This is a genomic window from Nannocystis bainbridge (assembly GCF_028368995.1).
Lineage (GTDB): Bacteria > Myxococcota_A > Polyangia > Nannocystales > Nannocystaceae > Nannocystis > Nannocystis bainbridge.
On the sequence record NZ_JAQNDL010000004.1, the window covers coordinates 639,824 to 655,738 of the forward strand.

A 15,915-nucleotide genomic window follows, 5' to 3' on the forward strand; every position below is an offset into this window, starting at 1 on the left:
CGAAGGGGCATGTCCTCGCGGGCATGTCCTCGCGGGCAGAGGATCACTGACGATTGTCTTCGAGGCGGCGGCGGGCGTCGGCCCAGGTCGGCAGCGCGTCGGAGCCGCTCCAGTTGGTGGTCTCCCAGCCCATGGTGAACTTGAGGCCGTTCTTGATGGCCTTGCCGTGCACGGCGCCGAACACGAACTTCATGCGCGCGGCTTCGTCGCGCCACAGCGAGAGGGTGCGGGCGCTGCCGCAGCGGGCCGAGGTGGCGAAGGTGGCGCCGAGGAAGCCGTCGTGGGTGAAGAGGTCCATCATCGGCGGCAAGGTCTCGGCCTCGAGCGCTTCGGCGTGCTCCGGGGTGTGCCAGCCGACGGTGGTGGCGACGACGTGCGGTTGCGGTAGCGGGGCGACGAGGGCGCCCTTGTCGTCGAACGCCGGGCCCATGAAGGGCAGCACGTCGAGGTCGGATTCGTCGCAGGCCGACAGCTCGGCGATGGTCGGCTCCTCGCGCGGCGGGTCGCCGTCGTCGCAGGCGGGCAGGAGCAGGGTGAGCGCATAAAGGGCGGTGCGGGGCTGCATGCCAGGCTGCAACACCGCGCGCGCCCGCGAGTGTCACCACGTCGTGCGCAGAAGGTCTGCGTCGCGTTCGCGCGCACGCGCGAGGAAGTCTCGGGGGGGGTCGTTCGCCGCGGCTCGCGCGGGGTGCTTCGGGTTTCACCGGCGGCTGCGTGAGGGCGTGAGCTTGTCGCCGGCAAGGCGCAGCGGAACGGTGATCCGCGGGCCGGGGCGGGCCGCTACAAGGCCCGTACTTTTTAGAAGGAGCACGACTTGAAGAATTCGACTTCGACGACCTCGGCAGCGCTGGCCCTCTTCATCCTCAGCGGGTGCCCACCGGAAGAGGCGACCACCGATGCGCCCGACACCGACACCAGCACCGGGGCGCCGGCCACGGCGACCGATGCGCCGACGACCGACGGGACCGAAGCCTGTCCGGCGCCGACGGCGGGCCCGACGATGCACGAGGGGCAGCTGGGGATGAACGAGGTGTGGACGGCCGACGGGAGCCCGCACATCGTGACCCGCTTCGTATCGATCCCGGACGGGTCGACGCTCACGATCGAGCCGTGCGCGGAGGTGCGGATGCAGGCCGATGCGGCGCTGGTGTTCGGCGGCACGAGCTCGACCGAGGTGACGACGCTCAAGGCGGAAGGCGAGGCCGAGCGGCCGATCCGGTTCGTGCGCGACGGCGAAGCGCCGTGGAGCGCGCTGGTGGCCTACACGCCGTCGCAGCTGTCCCTGGCGCACGTGACGCTCGAGGGCGGCGGCGCGGACCGGTTCCTCTATCACGCGTCGCTGGTGATGCGCGGCAACAGCGAGACGCCGACGAAGAAGCTGGTCCACGTCGACCACGTGACGATCAAGGACTCGGTCGGCGCGGGTGTGCTGGCGGAGTGGAGCTCGGGCTTCTTGCCGGGGTCGACGCAGCTGGTGGTGACCGGCAGCGGCACCGAGGACAGCCCGTACCCGGTGCGCCTCGGCGAGCACACGCTCGACTCGCTGCCCGACGGCGACTACACGGGCAACCTGATCGACAAGATCCACATCGATGCCGAGGGCGCGAACAGCAGCGGCGGCCTGCAAGAAGACGGGACGATGCGCGACCGCGGGGTGCCGTACCACTTCGGCGAGTTCGGCGGTTCGCGCTTCAGCATCGGCGGGCCGGCGCAGCCGCTGACGACGCTGACGATCGAGCCGGGGGTGACGATCGAGTTCCTCGAGGGGACGGGGATGGAGATCGAGCACTGGACGAGCGAGGACGAGCCGGCGACAGGGGCGCTGGTGGCGGTCGGCACGGCGGACAAGCCGATCGTGTTCACGTCGGCCGCGGCGGCGCCGGCGGCCGGTGACTGGATCGGCTTGTGGTTCGGCAGCGTGCCGGCGGCGCACAACCGCCTCGAGCACGCGCGCATCGAGTACGCGGGCGGCGAGTGCGGCTGCGTCGGCTTCACCTGCACCGACGCCGACGAGGCGAGCGTGCTGTTCATCGAGGGCGTGCCGGCGAGCGCGTTCATCCAGAACACGACGATCGCCCACAGCGCGGGCCACGGGATCGCCCGCGGCTGGCTCGGCGGCGGACCTGACTTTTCGGTCAGCAACACCTTCGAGGACGTGCTCGGCTGCGATCAGACGCTGCCGCGCGACGAGAACAACGCCTGCTCCGAGGGCGACGGCTGCGGCTGAGAGGCCCGCAGAGGCTCGGCGGGGCGCTTCCGCCCGGACGGTGAGCGGCCGCGCGAGGCGGCGGTCGCTTGCCGGGCGGTCGGAGCCGGAGGTACGGTGCTCACCTGCCGATGGCCCGGGCCCCCGAGATCACGAACGTCGGCGACGCGCTCGAGGGCCTCGTCCACCAGTTCGCCGATCCGTGGGCGTTCCTCCGCGAGCTGGTGCAGAACTCGATCGACGCCGGCAGCCCGCAGCTCGAGGTGCGCATCGAGCATGACGCGCAGCGCGGGGCGATGATCGTCGAGGTCGCCGACGCGGGCGAGGGGATGACGCGCGAGATCATCGACACGCGCCTCACTCGCCTGTTCTCGTCGGCCAAGGAGGGCGACTACACCAAGATCGGCCGGTTCGGCATCGGCTTCGTGTCGGTGTTTGCGATCGATCCGGAGGTGGTCTGCGTCGACACCGGCCGCGCCGGCGAGTGGTGGCGGGTGGTGTTCCGCCGCGACCGCTCGTTCGAGCGCATCCGCCTGCACGATCCGGTCGAGGGCACGACGGTGCGGCTCTACAAGGCGGCGTCGGCGACCGAGGTCGAGACGGCGCGCGCGCGGGCCCGCGAGACGCTGGCGTATTGGTGCAAGCACGTGAAGATCGAGCTGCTCCTCGACGGCGAGCGCGTCAGCGGGCCGCTCGAGCTCGCGGGGCTCTGTCAGGTGCGGCACGAGGAGGAGGGCACGGCGCTGGTGATGGCGATCGTGCCGGAGGCCGAGGCGCTGCGCGGCTACTACCACGGGGGGCTGACGCTGCACGAGGAGCGCGACGCGTCGCTGCCGTACGTGGCGTTCAAGATCGATTCGCGGTTCCTCGAGCACACGCTGACGCGCGACAACGTGATCCGCGACGAGAACTACGCCAAGGCGATGACGATCGTGCAGGCGGTGGCGCGAGGACAGCTGATGGACCAGGTGTTCGCGGCGCTCGAGCGGATCGCGGCCGGCGAGGTCGTGCCCGACGAGGAACGGGCGCTGCTGCTCCGTTGCGCGGAGGCGGCGCTCAAGGAGCGCCAGGCGCAGCGGGGCTGGTGGGCGGCGAAGGTGCTGCCGACGGTGGGCGGGCCGCCGCTGTCGATGCAGGCGCTGCGCGAGCAGGCGGTCCTGCGCGCGGTGATGTGCGCGACGGCGATGTCGCCGGTGGTGGCGGCGCTGCAGGCCGACAGGCACGTGGTGATCGCGTGCACGCCGAGGGACGCGATCGCCACGCTGGTCCGCACGGCGACGGGGGCGTGGGCGGCGCCGGTGACGCAATTGTGCACGGCGCTGCCGCTGGCGCCCGCGGAGGCGGAGGCGTGGGAGCCGCTGTGCGCGGGCCTGGCGGCGCTGCTCAAGGCGAGCGGGCGGAAGATCCGCGTGGTGACGGTGGGGCGCTTCGACTACGCCGAATCGGCGATCGCGGAGCGAGTGGCGATCACACAGGCGCGCTTCGGCGAGCTGACGAAGGTGGAGGACGTCGGGCTGATGGCGAGCGGCTGGCTGGCGAGCGGACGGGTAGTGGTGCTGTCGGCGCTGCACCCGACGCTGCTGCACCTGCGCGCGGTGGCGACGCGAGAGCCGGAGCTGGCGGCGTACCTGGCGATCAAGTCGTTCTTCTTGCACGGCGAGCTGAGCGCGGCGGTCGACGCCGAGCTGGCGAGCAAGGCCGCGGAGGCGCGATGGCGAAGGATGGACGGCTGAGCGACCTGGCCGACGAGCTGCGGGCCGGCGGGGAGGTCGACTCGCAGGGGCGCTTCACGCTCGACCGGGCGCAGGCGCGGGCGAAGATGCAGAAGTTTCAGCTCGACGACGCGCGCCGCTATGTGCTCGAGCTGGTGCAGGCGGCGGTGATCCGCGGGGCGACGAGGATCGGGTTCGACATCGACGCCGACGACATGCGGATGCGCTTCGACGGGCGGCCGTTCTCGCGGGCGGAGCTCGAGGAGCTGTGGGGCTCGATCTTCGCCGACGGCGACGAGGCCGACCTGCGCGGGCTCCGGCAGCTGGCGCTCGGCCTCAACGCGGCGCTGGGGCTGGTCCCGAAGCAGATCGTGGTGCGCAGCGGGACGACGCGGCTGCGGCTGGCGCCGGGCAAGGAGGACGCGCTGACGGAGGCCGAACCGGCGATCGCGGAGACGACGATCCACGTCGAGAAGCGGCTGCGCCTCGGGCTGATGGTGGCGTTCTTCCACGACCTGCGCGGGAGCCTGGGCGAGGAGGTGTACCTGCGCGAGCGCTGCGTCTACGCGCGGGTGTCGATCACGCTCGACGGCCAGCCGATCGCGTCCGGGCCGCGGGTCCCGCACGCGATGCTGCGGCTCGAGCTGGCGGAGCCGGGGCTGACGGGGATGCTGGCGCTGCTGCCGGGCGAGGCGCCGGCGGAGGTGCGGCTGGTGAAGGACGGGGTGTGGATCGATACGCACCCGCTCGAGGGCGTGGGGCCGGGGATCCTGGCGATCGTCGAGGCGGAGGCGCTGCGCAAGGATGTGTCGATGGCGAAGATCGTCGCCGACGCGGGGTTCGAGCAGGTGGTGGGGCTGGTGCGCGCGGTTCGCTGGACGCTGCTGGCGCGCGCGGCCGCGGCGGTCCTGGCGGGGGAGATCCGGCCGGAGTCGGTGATGCCGCGGATCCGCGAGGAGGCGCTGCAGTTCATGAAGCTCCGCGACCTCCGCAAGCGGGCGGAGGTGGAGCCGCTGGCCCGGGCGATCACGTGGATGGACGCGAGGACATGTTCTACGGGACATGTCGAAACGGTCACGTTGGCGGGGCTGACCGAGGCGGTGACGGCCCACCCGGAGAGCGAGGGCCGCGTGCTGCGCTTCGCGACGAGGACGTACGCGGCGCTCAAGGCGGAGGGGCGGCCGATCCCGCGGCTGTCCCGCAAGGACGCGGACCGGCTGGCGCGGCTGCTGGGGTGCGAGGTGATCGCGGTCGACGAGGCGCTGGCGGCGGCGCAGCTGCGCGAGCAGGCGCGCGAGGCGTGGCTGCAACGGCGGTCGCCGGCGCGGCTGCGAGAGGGCGGTTATGTGGCCCGCGCGACGCTGACGCCAGGGTCAGCGAGCCGCGGCGAGGTGGGGATCGCGGCGGAGGCGGTGACGGGCGGGGCGACGGGGGGGCGGCTGTCGCTGATCACCGAGGGCTGTCTGCTGCGCCGGGTCGAGGTCGAGTGGGGTGTGGCAGGGCTCGATCTGGTGATCGAGGCTCCGTTCACGCCGAGCGAGCTGTTCGACGACGCGGTCCGCGATGCGACGCTGGTCGAGGCGGTGCTGGCGGGGCTGGGGGCGTTGGCGGAGCCGCTGGCGGAGCTGGCCGAAAGGACAGGCGAGGCGAGGGGCGCGGGCGAGGTGCGCGGGCTGGTGAAGGGGTGGCTGCTGCTGGCGCTCGACGCGGAGACGCGAGCGGCGCTGTGGCAGCGGCTCGGGGTGCCGGAGGCGCTGTGGCCGGAGGCAGAGGCGGTGGCGAGGTGGTTGCCGTCGGCGGATCCGCTGCGCGCGAGCGAGGGGCGGCTGGCGTCGCTGATGCAGGTGCCGCTGTTCGAGGACTTCGACGGGGCGCGGCGATCGATCGAGGAGCTGGCGCGCCGCTTGGAGCGAGTGGGGCGGATCGAGGCGATCGAGCGCTCGGAGGCGCCGGAGCCGTCACTCGGCCGCGAGATCGCGTGGCTGGGCCGCGGCGACCGCAAGATCCTGGCAGGGCTGCTCGGCGGGGAGGCGATGCTGCAGTCGTGGGCGCCGACGCTGGCGGTGCGCCGACGCGAGCGCCAATTCTGGGCCCAGGAGGCGCGCTCGCAGGCGGAGTCGATGCGCGCGGCGGAGGAGGCGGCGCGGGTGGTGGGGCTCGATCCGGGCTTGTGGTGCCTGGCGTGGCGCGAGGAGGAATTGGAATTGGTGCTGACGCTGCACCCGCCGGCGACGCCGTTCCGGCTGGCGAGGGAGGTCGAGCCGGCGACGGTGGAGCTGCGGTTCGAGGGCCGCCCGTTGACGACGCGCACGCTGGCGGCGGGCTTCGGACCGATCACGGCGGTGGCGACGACGAGGTCGTTGCGCCCGAACGCGAGCTGGGACGAGGTGGCGGACGAGGCGGTGGTGGCGACGGTGACGGAGGGGCTGCGTCGGGCCGCGTGGGCGCTGGTGGCGGGGGTGATCGAGCGCTGGATGAGCGGCGCGGGGGTCGGCGATTCGACGTGGACATGGCTGCGTGAGCAGCTGCTGGCCCGCCTGACCGCTTCGACGCGAGCGGAGGTGATGGCAGCGGCGCCGCGGGTGCTGGAGGTGCCGCTGTTCGCGACGCTGGGCCCGCGGGTGCTGAGCCTGGCGGAGGTGGAGGCGGTGGTGGCGGCGGAGGGACAGATCGGCTGGGTGCCGCGGACGATGCCGGGGGCGTCGCTGCCGGAGCCGCCGATCGTGCGCGAGGATCCGCCGACGATCGCGGCGCTGCGGCGATGGTTGGGCGAGGCGCGCGTGGTCGACGGCGGGGAGCGGGTGCGGTCGCAACGACTGGCGCGACGCCTGGTGGATCTGCCGGCGATGACTTCGCTGAAGCTGGATCCGTCGCGGGTGTGGGCGACGACGTCGCTGGCGAACGAGAAGGGCGAGGTCGAGGGCGAGGTGGGGCTGCGCCGCGAGGACGGGGCACCGACGCTGCAGATCGAGCTGGGGCTGGACGGGCGGAAGATCGGGGAGTTCGTGCACGAGGACGCACCGGCGCCGCTGCTGGCGATCGCGTGCGATCGATCGCTGCCGCTGACGACGGAGGGCGAGGTCGAGGTCGGCAGCAAGCGCTACCAACAATTGCTGCGGCGCTGCCGACGGGCGGCGACAGGGATGATCGTGGGGCTGTGCGATCGCTATGCGTCGCTGCCGAACGACGAGCGGTCGTCGGCGCGGGCGCTGCTGCTGGAATACGCAGGGCGACGGCTCCGGCGGGCGCGGCAGGACGGGTCGGAGCCGGGCCGCGGGGTGGAGGCGGTGAAGGGGCTGCCGCTGCTGATCGATGTGTGGGGGACGCCGTGCTCGCTGGCAGAGATCGAGGGGGCGGGGAATGGGGTGTTCGAGGCGGTGACGCGCGGGGTCGAGGCGCCGCCGCAGGAGGCCAGGGCGACGCGCAGGGTCGTGGTGGTCGACGCGGCGGCGCGTGGGTGCCTCGAGGCGATCGGGGAGGTGAAGCTGCTCGATGCGCGCTGGGAGGAGGTGCTGGCGGGGCTCCGGGCGCTGGTGGCAGCGCCGCAGTGCACGCTGCCGGATCTGCGCGAGGTGGCGTGGGTGGCTCGCAAGGCGATGATCGCAGGCGGGCTGGAGGCGTACCTGTGGATCCCTCGGGCGCCGCGGCGGGAAGACTCGGTGGCGCTGGCGGTCGGTGGACGCGAGGTGGGCCGCTTCACGCCGGTGCTGCCGTGCGCGGGGATCGTGAGCGGGGCGAGCCTGGCGGGAGAGCCGGGCGCGAGCCGGCTGGAGGCGCGGCAAGTCAGTAGCCTGGCGAAGCAGGTGTGCCGGCTGTACGAGGCGCTGGCGAAGCAGGTGAAGACGGGCGGACGCCTGAAGGCGAGCGAGCGCGATGCGGCCGCGCAGTGGCTGGCGCAGGTGGATGCGATGCTGGGGAGCGTGGAGGAGCCAGCGGAGGTGGGGAAGGCGCTGACGGAGCTGAAGGCGGCGCTTGCAGAGTGCGTGCCGCCGGGGCTGCGAGAGGCGCGGGCGCAGGCGGAGGCGTCGCGGCGACGCGAGGCGGAGGAGCGGAGAGAGAGCGAGGCGAGGGAGGCGGGGCTCGGCGAGGAGCGGGTGAGGGAGGCGGGGCTTCGGGAGCAGCAGGGGCGCGAGCAAGAGTTGCGCGAGGAGGCAGCGGCACGGCAGGGTGGTGATGCGGCGAGGCCGGACAGCGGGATGAAGTCGAGGGGGGCGCCGAAGCCGACGCCGGAGCAACAACTGCTGGCGCTGGTCCGCGCGGAGCTGGAGTGGGCTCGCGCGCGCCACGGGTCGGCGCTCGAGCAGCTGCGGCTGGACCGCCTGGCCATCGGGACAGGTCGAGAGGCAGGCATCGCCCGCTTCGATGGCGGGATCGTGCTACAGCAGCGTCACTCGCTGATCGCCCGCGCGCTGACGCGACTGGCCATCGAGGAGGCGCCCGATCCGGTCGACATGGTGTTCGTGATGGCGCACGTGTATACGCTGATGAACGAGGTGGCGGAGGGGATCGAGGCGCACGACGAGCAAGCGTTCGTGGCGCGGCTGGCAGAAGGGCTGGCGGCAGGGCTGGGGTGAGCGGGGTGAGAGAGGTGCGGGGTGCGGCGGGAGGTCTGGTCTCGTCGGGGTCGTGGATGAAGTTGGGTTGCACTGTCCGGGGCGGGAGCTCGGGCTCGTTTGGGCGGTGGACAGCACGAACGAGATAGTTGCAGTGCTTCACGGGTCCTCGATGCAGTAGAGGGAAGAAGCGCTGGAGCAGGGGACTACACCTCCCGAGTTTGTCCAGGTCCCGTCTGTCGCGTTCGTCTTGCCGAAGGCCCCTGAGAAATCCAGTGTCAGGTTGTTCCAGCCGTCGCAGTGGTCATCGCCAGCGCTGGTACCATCGGCCTTAGTGTTCGTCCAAGGGGCGCTGGAAGCCTGCATGTTCAGCTCGGTCAGATCGACGGGGTGCAGCAGCTCGCCGTCAGTTAGGTCGGCCCAACCATTCTCCGCCACCGGAGTGCCGTCGATCAACACGTACGCTCCCTGATACTGAGTGTCGAGCCGATTCGCGGGCGAGGTGCCCAGGGTCGACAGCCAGGCCTTAAAGCTGGCCGCATTCGGGAGCCCGGCAGAGGTCGCCGCTGCCACGCACTTCATGTCCGCACCGCCAATGGCGCCGAGGTTGCCTTTGAATCCGGCGCTGGTGACGAAGAGGATGCGGCGGGGTTTGAGGCAGGTATTGGAGCAGGCGTCGGTGTCGATGTCGTTGCCGTCGTCGCACTCTTCTTCGTCGGTCCAGACGATGTTGTCGCCGCAGGTGGCGGGCTGGCAGGCGTTGGTGCAGGCGTCGGTGTCGACGTCGTTGCCGTCGTCGCACTGTTCTTCGCCGGTCCAGAGGATGTCGTCGCCGCAGGTGGCGGGTTGGCAGGCGTTGGTGCAGGCGTCGGTGTCGATGTCGTTGCCGTCGTCGCAGGTCTCGCCGGGGCCGAGCTGGCCGTCGCCGCAGGCGCTGGCTTCGCAGAGCTCGTTGCAGGGCTTGTCGGGGCCGTTGTCGGGGCCGTCGTCGCACTCCTCTTCGCCGGCCCAGAGGAGGCCGTCGCCGCAGGTGGCGAGGGCGCAGGTGTCGAGGCAGGCGTCGGTGTTGTCGTCGTTGCCGTCGTCGCAGACTTCGCCATCCTCCTGGACGCCGTTGCCGCAGGTGGGCTCGGAGCAGTCGTCGGGGCAGGTGAGCATGGACTCGCCGGGGCCGCAGAGCCCGTCGCCGCAGACGCAGGCGGCGCCTTCGCAGGGCTCGCAGTCGCGGGGGCAGGTGGTGTCCTCGCCGGCCTGGCAGAGGCCGTCGCCGCAGAGGTCGGTGCAGTCGTCGGGGCAGACGGCGGCGTTTTCGTGGCGGTCGCAGACGCTGTCGCCGCAGGTGCCGGGGTGGCAGTCGACGGGGCAGCGGGCGGGGTCCTCGGCGGGGGCGCAGAGGCCGTCGCCGCAGCCGAAGCCGGGGAAGTCGCGGGGGCAGGTGGCCTGGGTCTCGCCGGGGTCCTCCTGGCCGTTGCCGCAGGTCTGGAGGCAGGCGGCGACGAAGGTCCAGTTCTCCTGGGCGTCGCAAACGGCGGCAGCCGGGCCGGTGCCGGTGGCGTCGGTCCAGAGGCAGTCGTCAGGGCAGGAGGTCTGGTTCTCGTCGGAATCGCAGACGAAGTCGTGGTTGCATGCCCAGGGCGGGTGCTCGGGCTCGCTTGCGCAGGTGATGAGTGCGAGGGCGAAGGGCACGGCCGCGAGGCCGCCGAGCATCGATGCGAGAGCGTGGTGCTGCGTCACGGGTCCTCGATGCAGTAGAGGGGGAAGGCGCCCGAACACGAGTTCGTGTCCGTCGAGTCGGTCCAGCCGGAGTCGATGGCGAGGGTAGAGCCGTACAGCCCCTTGTTCTGCCCGGAGTTGCTCGTCCAGAAACTGCAGTGGCTGTTGCCTGCGGGAGTCCCGTCGGCCTTGGTGTTGGTCCACGGGTTACTGTCCAGGAAAGCTCCGCTTTCCGTTATGTCGATGGGCTGGGAGAGAGTCCCGTCTGTGAGGCCGACCCAGCCGTTTTCGGCGACGGGAGTGCCGTCGACGAGGACGTACATCCCGACGTAGGTCGTATCCATGCGCATAGCGGGCCAGACTTCGTTCGTGGAGATCCAAGCCTTGAAGGTCATGGGGTTCGCCAGGCCGGCGGTCATAGCTGCGGTCTGGCACCTGGCGTCGATGGCGCTCAGGAGGCCGAGGTTGCCCTGGTACGCTGTGCTGGTGACGAAGAGGACGCGGCGGGGTTTGAGGCAGGTGTTGGAGCAGGCGTCGGTGTCGACTTGGTTGCCGTCGTCGCACTCTTCTTCGTCGGTCCAGACGATGCTGTCGCCGCAGTCGGCGGGCTCGCAGGCGTTGGTGCAGGCGTCGGTGTCGATGTCGTTGCCGTCGTCGCACTGTTCTTCGTCGGTCCACAGGATGTCGTCGCCGCAGGTGGCGGGTTGGCAGGCGTTGGTGCAGGCGTCGGTGTCGATGTCGTTGCCGTCGTCGCAGGTCTCGCCGGGGCCGAGCTGGCCGTCGCCGCAGGCGCTGGCTTCGCATAGCTCGTTGCAGGGCTTGCCGGGGCCGTTGTCGGGGCCGTCGTCGCATTCCTCTTCGCCGGCCCAGACGATATTGTCGCCGCAGGTGGCGGGCTGGCAGGTGTCGAGGCAGGCGTCGGTGTTGTCGTCGTTGCCGTCGTCGCAGGCTTCGCCGGGCTCCTGGACGCCGTTGCCGCAGGCGGGCCCGGTGCAGTCGTCGGGGCAGGTGAGCATGGACTCGCCGGGGCCGCAGAGCCCGTCGCCGCAGACGCAGGCGGCGCCCTCGCAAGGCTCGCAGTCGCGGGGGCAGGTGGTGTCTTCGCCGGCCTGGCAGAGGCCATCGCCGCAGAGGTCGGTGCAGTCGTCGGGGCAGACGGCGGCGTTTTCGTGGCGGTCGCAGACGCTGTCGCCGCAGGTGCCGGGGTGGCAGTCGACGGGGCAGCGGGCGGGGTCCTCGGCAGGGGCGCAGAGGCCGTCGCGGCAGCCGGGGCCGGGGAAATCGCGGGGGCAGGTGTCCTGGGTCTCGCCGGGGTCCTGCTGACCGTCGCCGCAGGTGTCGAGGCAGGCGGTGACGAAGGTCCAGTTCTCGCGGGCGTCACAGACGGCGGCGGCGTCGCCCTCGCCGGTGGCGTCGGTCCAGAGGCAGTCGTCGGGGCAGGAGGTCTGGTTCTCGTCAGGGTCGCAGACGAAGTCGTGGTTGCACTGCCAGGACGGATCGGTGGCGGCCAGGAACTCGCCGCGGAGGCAGCTCGTGCCGACGAGAGCGAGCGAGAAGGCGAAAAGGAGGTGCTGGCGCGCCATCGCTGGATCGTATGCGAGGGATCCGCGAGGAGCAACGGCGCAAGGCGGCTGGGGGGCCACCAACGCCCGTTGGGGAGGGGGCCAACTGCGGTTGGGTGCTCGCGTTCGTCGGCGGTTTTCCGTAGACTCGCGGGTCCATGGTCTGCGTCCTCGTGGCCGCTCTCCTGCTGCTGGCGCCCGCCGCCCCGACCGTCGGGCCGCCGGCCGCCGGCTCGAACGCGCCGTCGAGCGGCGAGGAGCGCCGGGGTCGCGCGCAGGCGGCGTTCGAGCACGGCCGCTTCGCCGAGGCGGCCATCGAGTACGAGTCGCTCTGGCGCGAAGGACATGGCGCTTCGGACCTGTTCAATGCGGCAGCTTCAAGGTTCGCGCTGCGTCACTACGCGCACGCGGTGGCGCACCTCGAGTCGCTGCTGGCGCTGTCGTCGTTGACGCCGGCGCAGCGCGAGGAGGCGGCCAACCTGGCGCAGATCGCCCGCGGCAAGACGACGGCGGTGGCGCTGGTGCTGCGATCGCCGCGTCCGCTGGCGACGCCGGTGACGGTGACGCTGGCGGTGGTGTCGGCGTTCGCTTCGGATCAACGGCCGGACATCACGAGGACGATCGGGCCCGGCGACCGCGCGACGCTGGCGCTCGACGCGGGGGTGTGGCGCATCAGCGTCGACGATCCGCGCTTCGAGCCGGTGACGCTCGAGGTGCGGGTGGAGCCGACGCCGTCGACGACGCCGCAGGTGCTCGATCTGCGGGCCCGGCCCGACGCGCGCGGGCTGCGGCGGTTCGCGCTCGGCTGGGGAACCGCGGGCGCGGTCGGGGTGGTGGCGGGCGCGGGGCTGCTGGGGGCAGGGCAAGGGCGCTGGTCGTCGCGGCTGGACACGCCGATCGAGGAGTGCACGCCAGGCAACCCGGTCTATCCGATCGCGGCGTGCCGCGACGCGCTGGCGGGCGCCGGCAACCTGCGCACGGCCGGCGGCGGGGTGCTCGGGGTCGGCGTGGGCGCGCTGGTGGGCGGCTTGGTGGCGCTGGCTCCGACGCCGCGCGGACGAAAGATCGGGTGGACGGCGACGGCGGTGGTGGGCGGGCTCTCGGCCATCGGTGGGGCGGTCGCGCTCGGGCTCGGGGTGCAGCAATTTTCGGAGCGCAACGATCGCTCGGCGTGGACAGCGGAGGATCACCGGGCGCTCGGCGGGGCTGCGGCGACGCACACGGTCGGGGCGGTGTTCGTCGGCCTCGGCGGCGGGCTGCTGGCGAGCTCGGCGACGGGGCTGGTGCTCGAGCGCTCGGGTAAGTTCTTGGTGTCGGCGAGCCCGCAGATGCGCGTGGGCGGGGCGGGGCTGACGATTCAGGGGCGGTTCTAGGCGTCGCGTCGTTCGCTCGAGTTCCGCGGTCGATCGAGGCAGTCGGCGTCACGCATGGCGGCGCAGGGATCGAGGTCGATCGAACACAAGTGGATCGGCGCCGGCGACTCGATGAAGCGGTAGCATGCCTCGCGGCGCGGGGGTCGAGGTCGATCGAACACGGGCGGAGCGGCGCCGACAACTCGATGAGGCGGCAGCACGCGTCGCGGCGCGGGGGTCGAGGTCGACGAACACGGGCGGAGCGGCGCCGACAACTCGGTGAACCGGCAGCACGCGTCGCGGGGAGCGTGGTGCTTCGAACAAGCTCGCGGCTCCGCGGCCAGCTCAGCCAGGATGGGTGGAGATGCGTCAGTGCGGCCAGATCTTCGCGGGCACGCAGACGTCGCGCTCGCCCTCACCGCGACGGCATTGCAGGCCCGGCTCGCAGGCGCAGTCGCGGCAACAGGTCTCGGTGGTTTCGTCCGGGTCGCAGCGGCCGTCGCCGCAGCGTGGATCCGGCGGAGCGACCGGGGTCTCGGTGCGCTGCCACAGGGTCAAGCAGCGGCCCTCGGCGTCGCAGCGCGAGCAGGAGGACGGGCACGGCGGAGGGCGTGCGGCCGGAGGTTTGCCTGCGGCCGTGAGGGGCGCGGCGACGTCGCTCGGACTGGCCACGGCGACTTCGGTGGGTCCGGTGACGGGGCGTTCGCTCGGGGTCGCGGCTTCGGCCGGAGTGCCGCAGTCGTCCTCGCAGCGGCCGACCTCGCCGTTCTCGCAGCGGCCGTTGCCGCACCACACCTGGCGGCAGCGCGGGTCACCGTCGTGGAGCTCGTCGCGGAAGGTGTCGAGCCACGCCTCGAGCTCCTTGAGCTCCGCGGGGCTGGGCACGCCGATCCGGGCCCAGCGGACGCGCCGGTTGCAGTCGAGCGCGAGGGTGACGGGCAGGGTGCCCTGGTAGAGGCGGCGCGAGTCGTCACGCAGAGCGGCGACGAAGCTGTCGGCGAGCGAGCGATCGGCCAGCTGGATGGCGCTGGAGGGCATGAGCGGGCCCCAGGTGCGGATGGCGTCCTCGGGGGCGGTGGGGTCGAGGACCTGGATCGGGAGGAAACGGACGGCGTCGCCCCAGCTGTCACCACGCTCGGCGAACAGCTGGCGCAGATCGGGGAGGACCTCCTTGCAGGCGGTGCACCAAGGGGCCCACAGGCTGAGGACGTGCACGGCCCGCGGCGACAGCACGTCGGCGGCGCCGAACCGCACGGTGCCGGCAGGAGCGCCGTGGCGGACCCGCTCGAGCCGCAGACGCATCAACGGGGCGACGTCGACGCCGGCGGCCACGTAGGCGCCCGAACCGAGAGCGGCGCTCGGCGGGGGCGGGGCGGGCTCGATCTCGCGGAGAGGCTCGGAGGAGGTGGTGACGCGAGGCTTGCACGCGGCGGCTCGCTCGCGCAGCTCGGCCAGCGCCTCGGTCTGGGCGGCGAGGCGCCAGGTCAGCACCAGGGTGAGGCCGGACAGCAGCGCGACGGAGGCCAGGAGCACGAAGGCGGCCCCGATCCACGCGCGCGGGGCCTCCGGGTCGGGGGTCGGCAGCGGGGTGGTCTTCACGCCGGGCCTCGGTTCACTCCGGCGCCTCGCAGCAGGTGCAGGCGTCTAGCGTTTGGGACATGTCTCTTCGCACCTGTACGAAGCGCCAGATGCCGATCGCGGCCGCGGCGACCGCGACCGTCGCGGCCAGGCTGGCGGCGAGCAGCAGGCGGCGGGCGGTGGCGGGCTTCATCGGCCGGGGTCCTTCGCGCCGGTGCACGGGACCGGGATGACCAGGACCACGCGGTTGACGTCGCGCTCGAGCGTGCGGCGGGCGGGCACGGGTTCGCCGGCGCGCACGGCCGCGAAGGCGGCGGCGAGGCGCTCGCTGTCGGCGCGGGTGGCGGCGATCGGGGGCTGGGCGCCGGCGTAGTTGCGCACGAACGCCTCGAGCGCGACGGGCCGCTCGCTCGGGGCGCCCCAACCGATGAGCATCGGGCCCTGGCCGCGCTCGCTCGGCTTGTCGCGGCCGAGGGCCTGGTCGATGAGGCGCTCGACGGCGTTGATCCGCCGCAGCGCCAGCGCGTGGTCGTCGGTCGGGTTGCCGTCGGGGCTCGATCGGCCGATGACGAACAGCATCTTGGCGTCGCGCAGGGCCTTGGCGTGGCGCGCGAGCTCGCCGACGAGGTGGGCGCGGGCGGCAGGATCGGGCCAGGGCTGGCGCGCGCGCGGCTCGCCCGAGGGGAAGTAGACGGTGAGGCGATCGGGGAAGGCGGCGAGCAGGGCGTTCATCTCCTCGTCGTCGGCGAGCAGGGCCCGCCACTCGTCGGCGCTGCAGCCCCCGCCGCCCTCGACCTGGTCCTGCACGCTGGTGCGCCGCTGCAGGCACGCCTGCGTCAGCCGCGAGACGGCCGCCTCGACCGCGGGCGAGCCGCAGGTCGGGGCCGGGGCCTCGGGTTCGCCGCGCGGGCGGCAGCGCAGGTCGGCGCCGCACTGCAGGCCGACGTCGCACGGGCAGTCGCGGCACTGCTCGCCGCGCTGCGCGACCGGGGGCTCCTCGTGCGGGGTGCACTCGCCGTGCACGCACCAGTGGCCGTCAGGGCACTGCTCCTCGTCGGGCCGGCGCGGGTCGCAGCGCTGCTCGCTGGCGCCTTCGACGGCGGTGGACGGGATGGAGACCACCGCCCAGGCCACGAATACGACCATCGCCCAGACGCCGGTCGTCAGGGCGATCAAGGTCACGGTGAGCCGATCGAGCGTCATCGCCATGAGAGTCTCACTCCGCGCCGCCGGGCTCGC

The 15,915-nt window shown here is 72.6% G+C and carries 10 protein-coding genes; 4 read left to right on the forward strand and 6 right to left on the reverse strand.

What is annotated here, in order from left to right; all coding sequences use genetic code 11:
• Positions 1–43: 43 nt before the first annotated feature.
• Positions 44–565, reverse strand: coding sequence for a hypothetical protein (locus POL25_RS39940; protein WP_272091665.1), 522 nt, complete (start codon positions 563–565; stop codon positions 44–46).
• Between the two features lie 249 nt (positions 566–814).
• Here POL25_RS39940 and POL25_RS39945 point away from each other — a divergent pair, with 249 nt between their 5' ends.
• From POL25_RS39945 to POL25_RS39955, 3 genes are all read left to right on the forward strand, one after another.
• Positions 815–2,227, forward strand: coding sequence for a beta-helix domain-containing protein (locus POL25_RS39945; protein ID WP_272091666.1), 1,413 nt, complete (start codon positions 815–817; stop codon positions 2,225–2,227).
• 110 nt (positions 2,228–2,337) lie between these two features.
• The gene (locus tag POL25_RS39950) at positions 2,338–3,939 is read left to right on the forward strand and encodes an ATP-binding protein (protein WP_272091667.1); all 1,602 of its coding nucleotides are present in this window, start codon (positions 2,338–2,340) and stop codon (positions 3,937–3,939) included.
• The gene (locus POL25_RS39955; protein ID WP_272091668.1) at positions 3,918–8,492 is read left to right on the forward strand and encodes a hypothetical protein; all 4,575 of its coding nucleotides are present in this window, start codon (positions 3,918–3,920) and stop codon (positions 8,490–8,492) included. The genes POL25_RS39950 and POL25_RS39955 overlap by 22 nt, the downstream gene beginning before the upstream one ends.
• A 138-nt stretch (positions 8,493–8,630) precedes the next feature.
• Here POL25_RS39955 and POL25_RS39960 read toward each other — a convergent pair whose 3' ends face one another.
• Both POL25_RS39960 and POL25_RS39965 read right to left on the reverse strand, forming a co-directional pair.
• Positions 8,631–10,205 carry a DUF4215 domain-containing protein gene (locus tag POL25_RS39960; protein ID WP_272091669.1) on the reverse strand — a complete coding sequence of 525 codons (1,575 nt, stop codon included), beginning with the start codon at positions 10,203–10,205 and terminating at the stop codon, positions 8,631–8,633.
• Positions 10,202–11,767, reverse strand: coding sequence for a DUF4215 domain-containing protein (locus tag POL25_RS39965; RefSeq protein WP_272091670.1), 1,566 nt, complete (start codon positions 11,765–11,767; stop codon positions 10,202–10,204). The genes POL25_RS39960 and POL25_RS39965 overlap by 4 nt, the downstream gene beginning before the upstream one ends.
• A 137-nt stretch (positions 11,768–11,904) precedes the next feature.
• Here POL25_RS39965 and POL25_RS39970 point away from each other — a divergent pair, with 137 nt between their 5' ends.
• Entirely contained in the window at positions 11,905–13,119 is a 1,215-nt protein-coding gene (locus POL25_RS39970) for a hypothetical protein (protein WP_272091671.1), read from the forward strand.
• Positions 13,120–13,467: 348 nt separating this feature from the next.
• On the opposite strand, the gene POL25_RS39975 is transcribed toward POL25_RS39970, so the two are convergent.
• Genes POL25_RS39975 through POL25_RS39985 form a run of 3 tightly spaced genes read right to left on the reverse strand, consistent with a single transcriptional unit; the run spans position 13,468 to position 15,885 of the window.
• A complete protein-coding gene (locus tag POL25_RS39975) occupies positions 13,468–14,697 on the reverse strand; it encodes a TlpA family protein disulfide reductase (protein ID WP_272091672.1) in 1,230 nt (409 codons plus the stop codon).
• Between the two features lie 13 nt (positions 14,698–14,710).
• Positions 14,711–14,869 (reverse strand): hypothetical protein, encoded by a 159-nt coding sequence (locus tag POL25_RS39980; RefSeq protein WP_272091673.1) that lies wholly within the window; start codon positions 14,867–14,869, stop codon positions 14,711–14,713.
• Positions 14,866–15,885, reverse strand: coding sequence for a hypothetical protein (locus tag POL25_RS39985; RefSeq protein WP_272091674.1), 1,020 nt, complete (start codon positions 15,883–15,885; stop codon positions 14,866–14,868). Before POL25_RS39985 ends, POL25_RS39980 begins: the two co-directional genes overlap by 4 nt.
• Positions 15,886–15,915 lie beyond the last annotated feature (30 nt).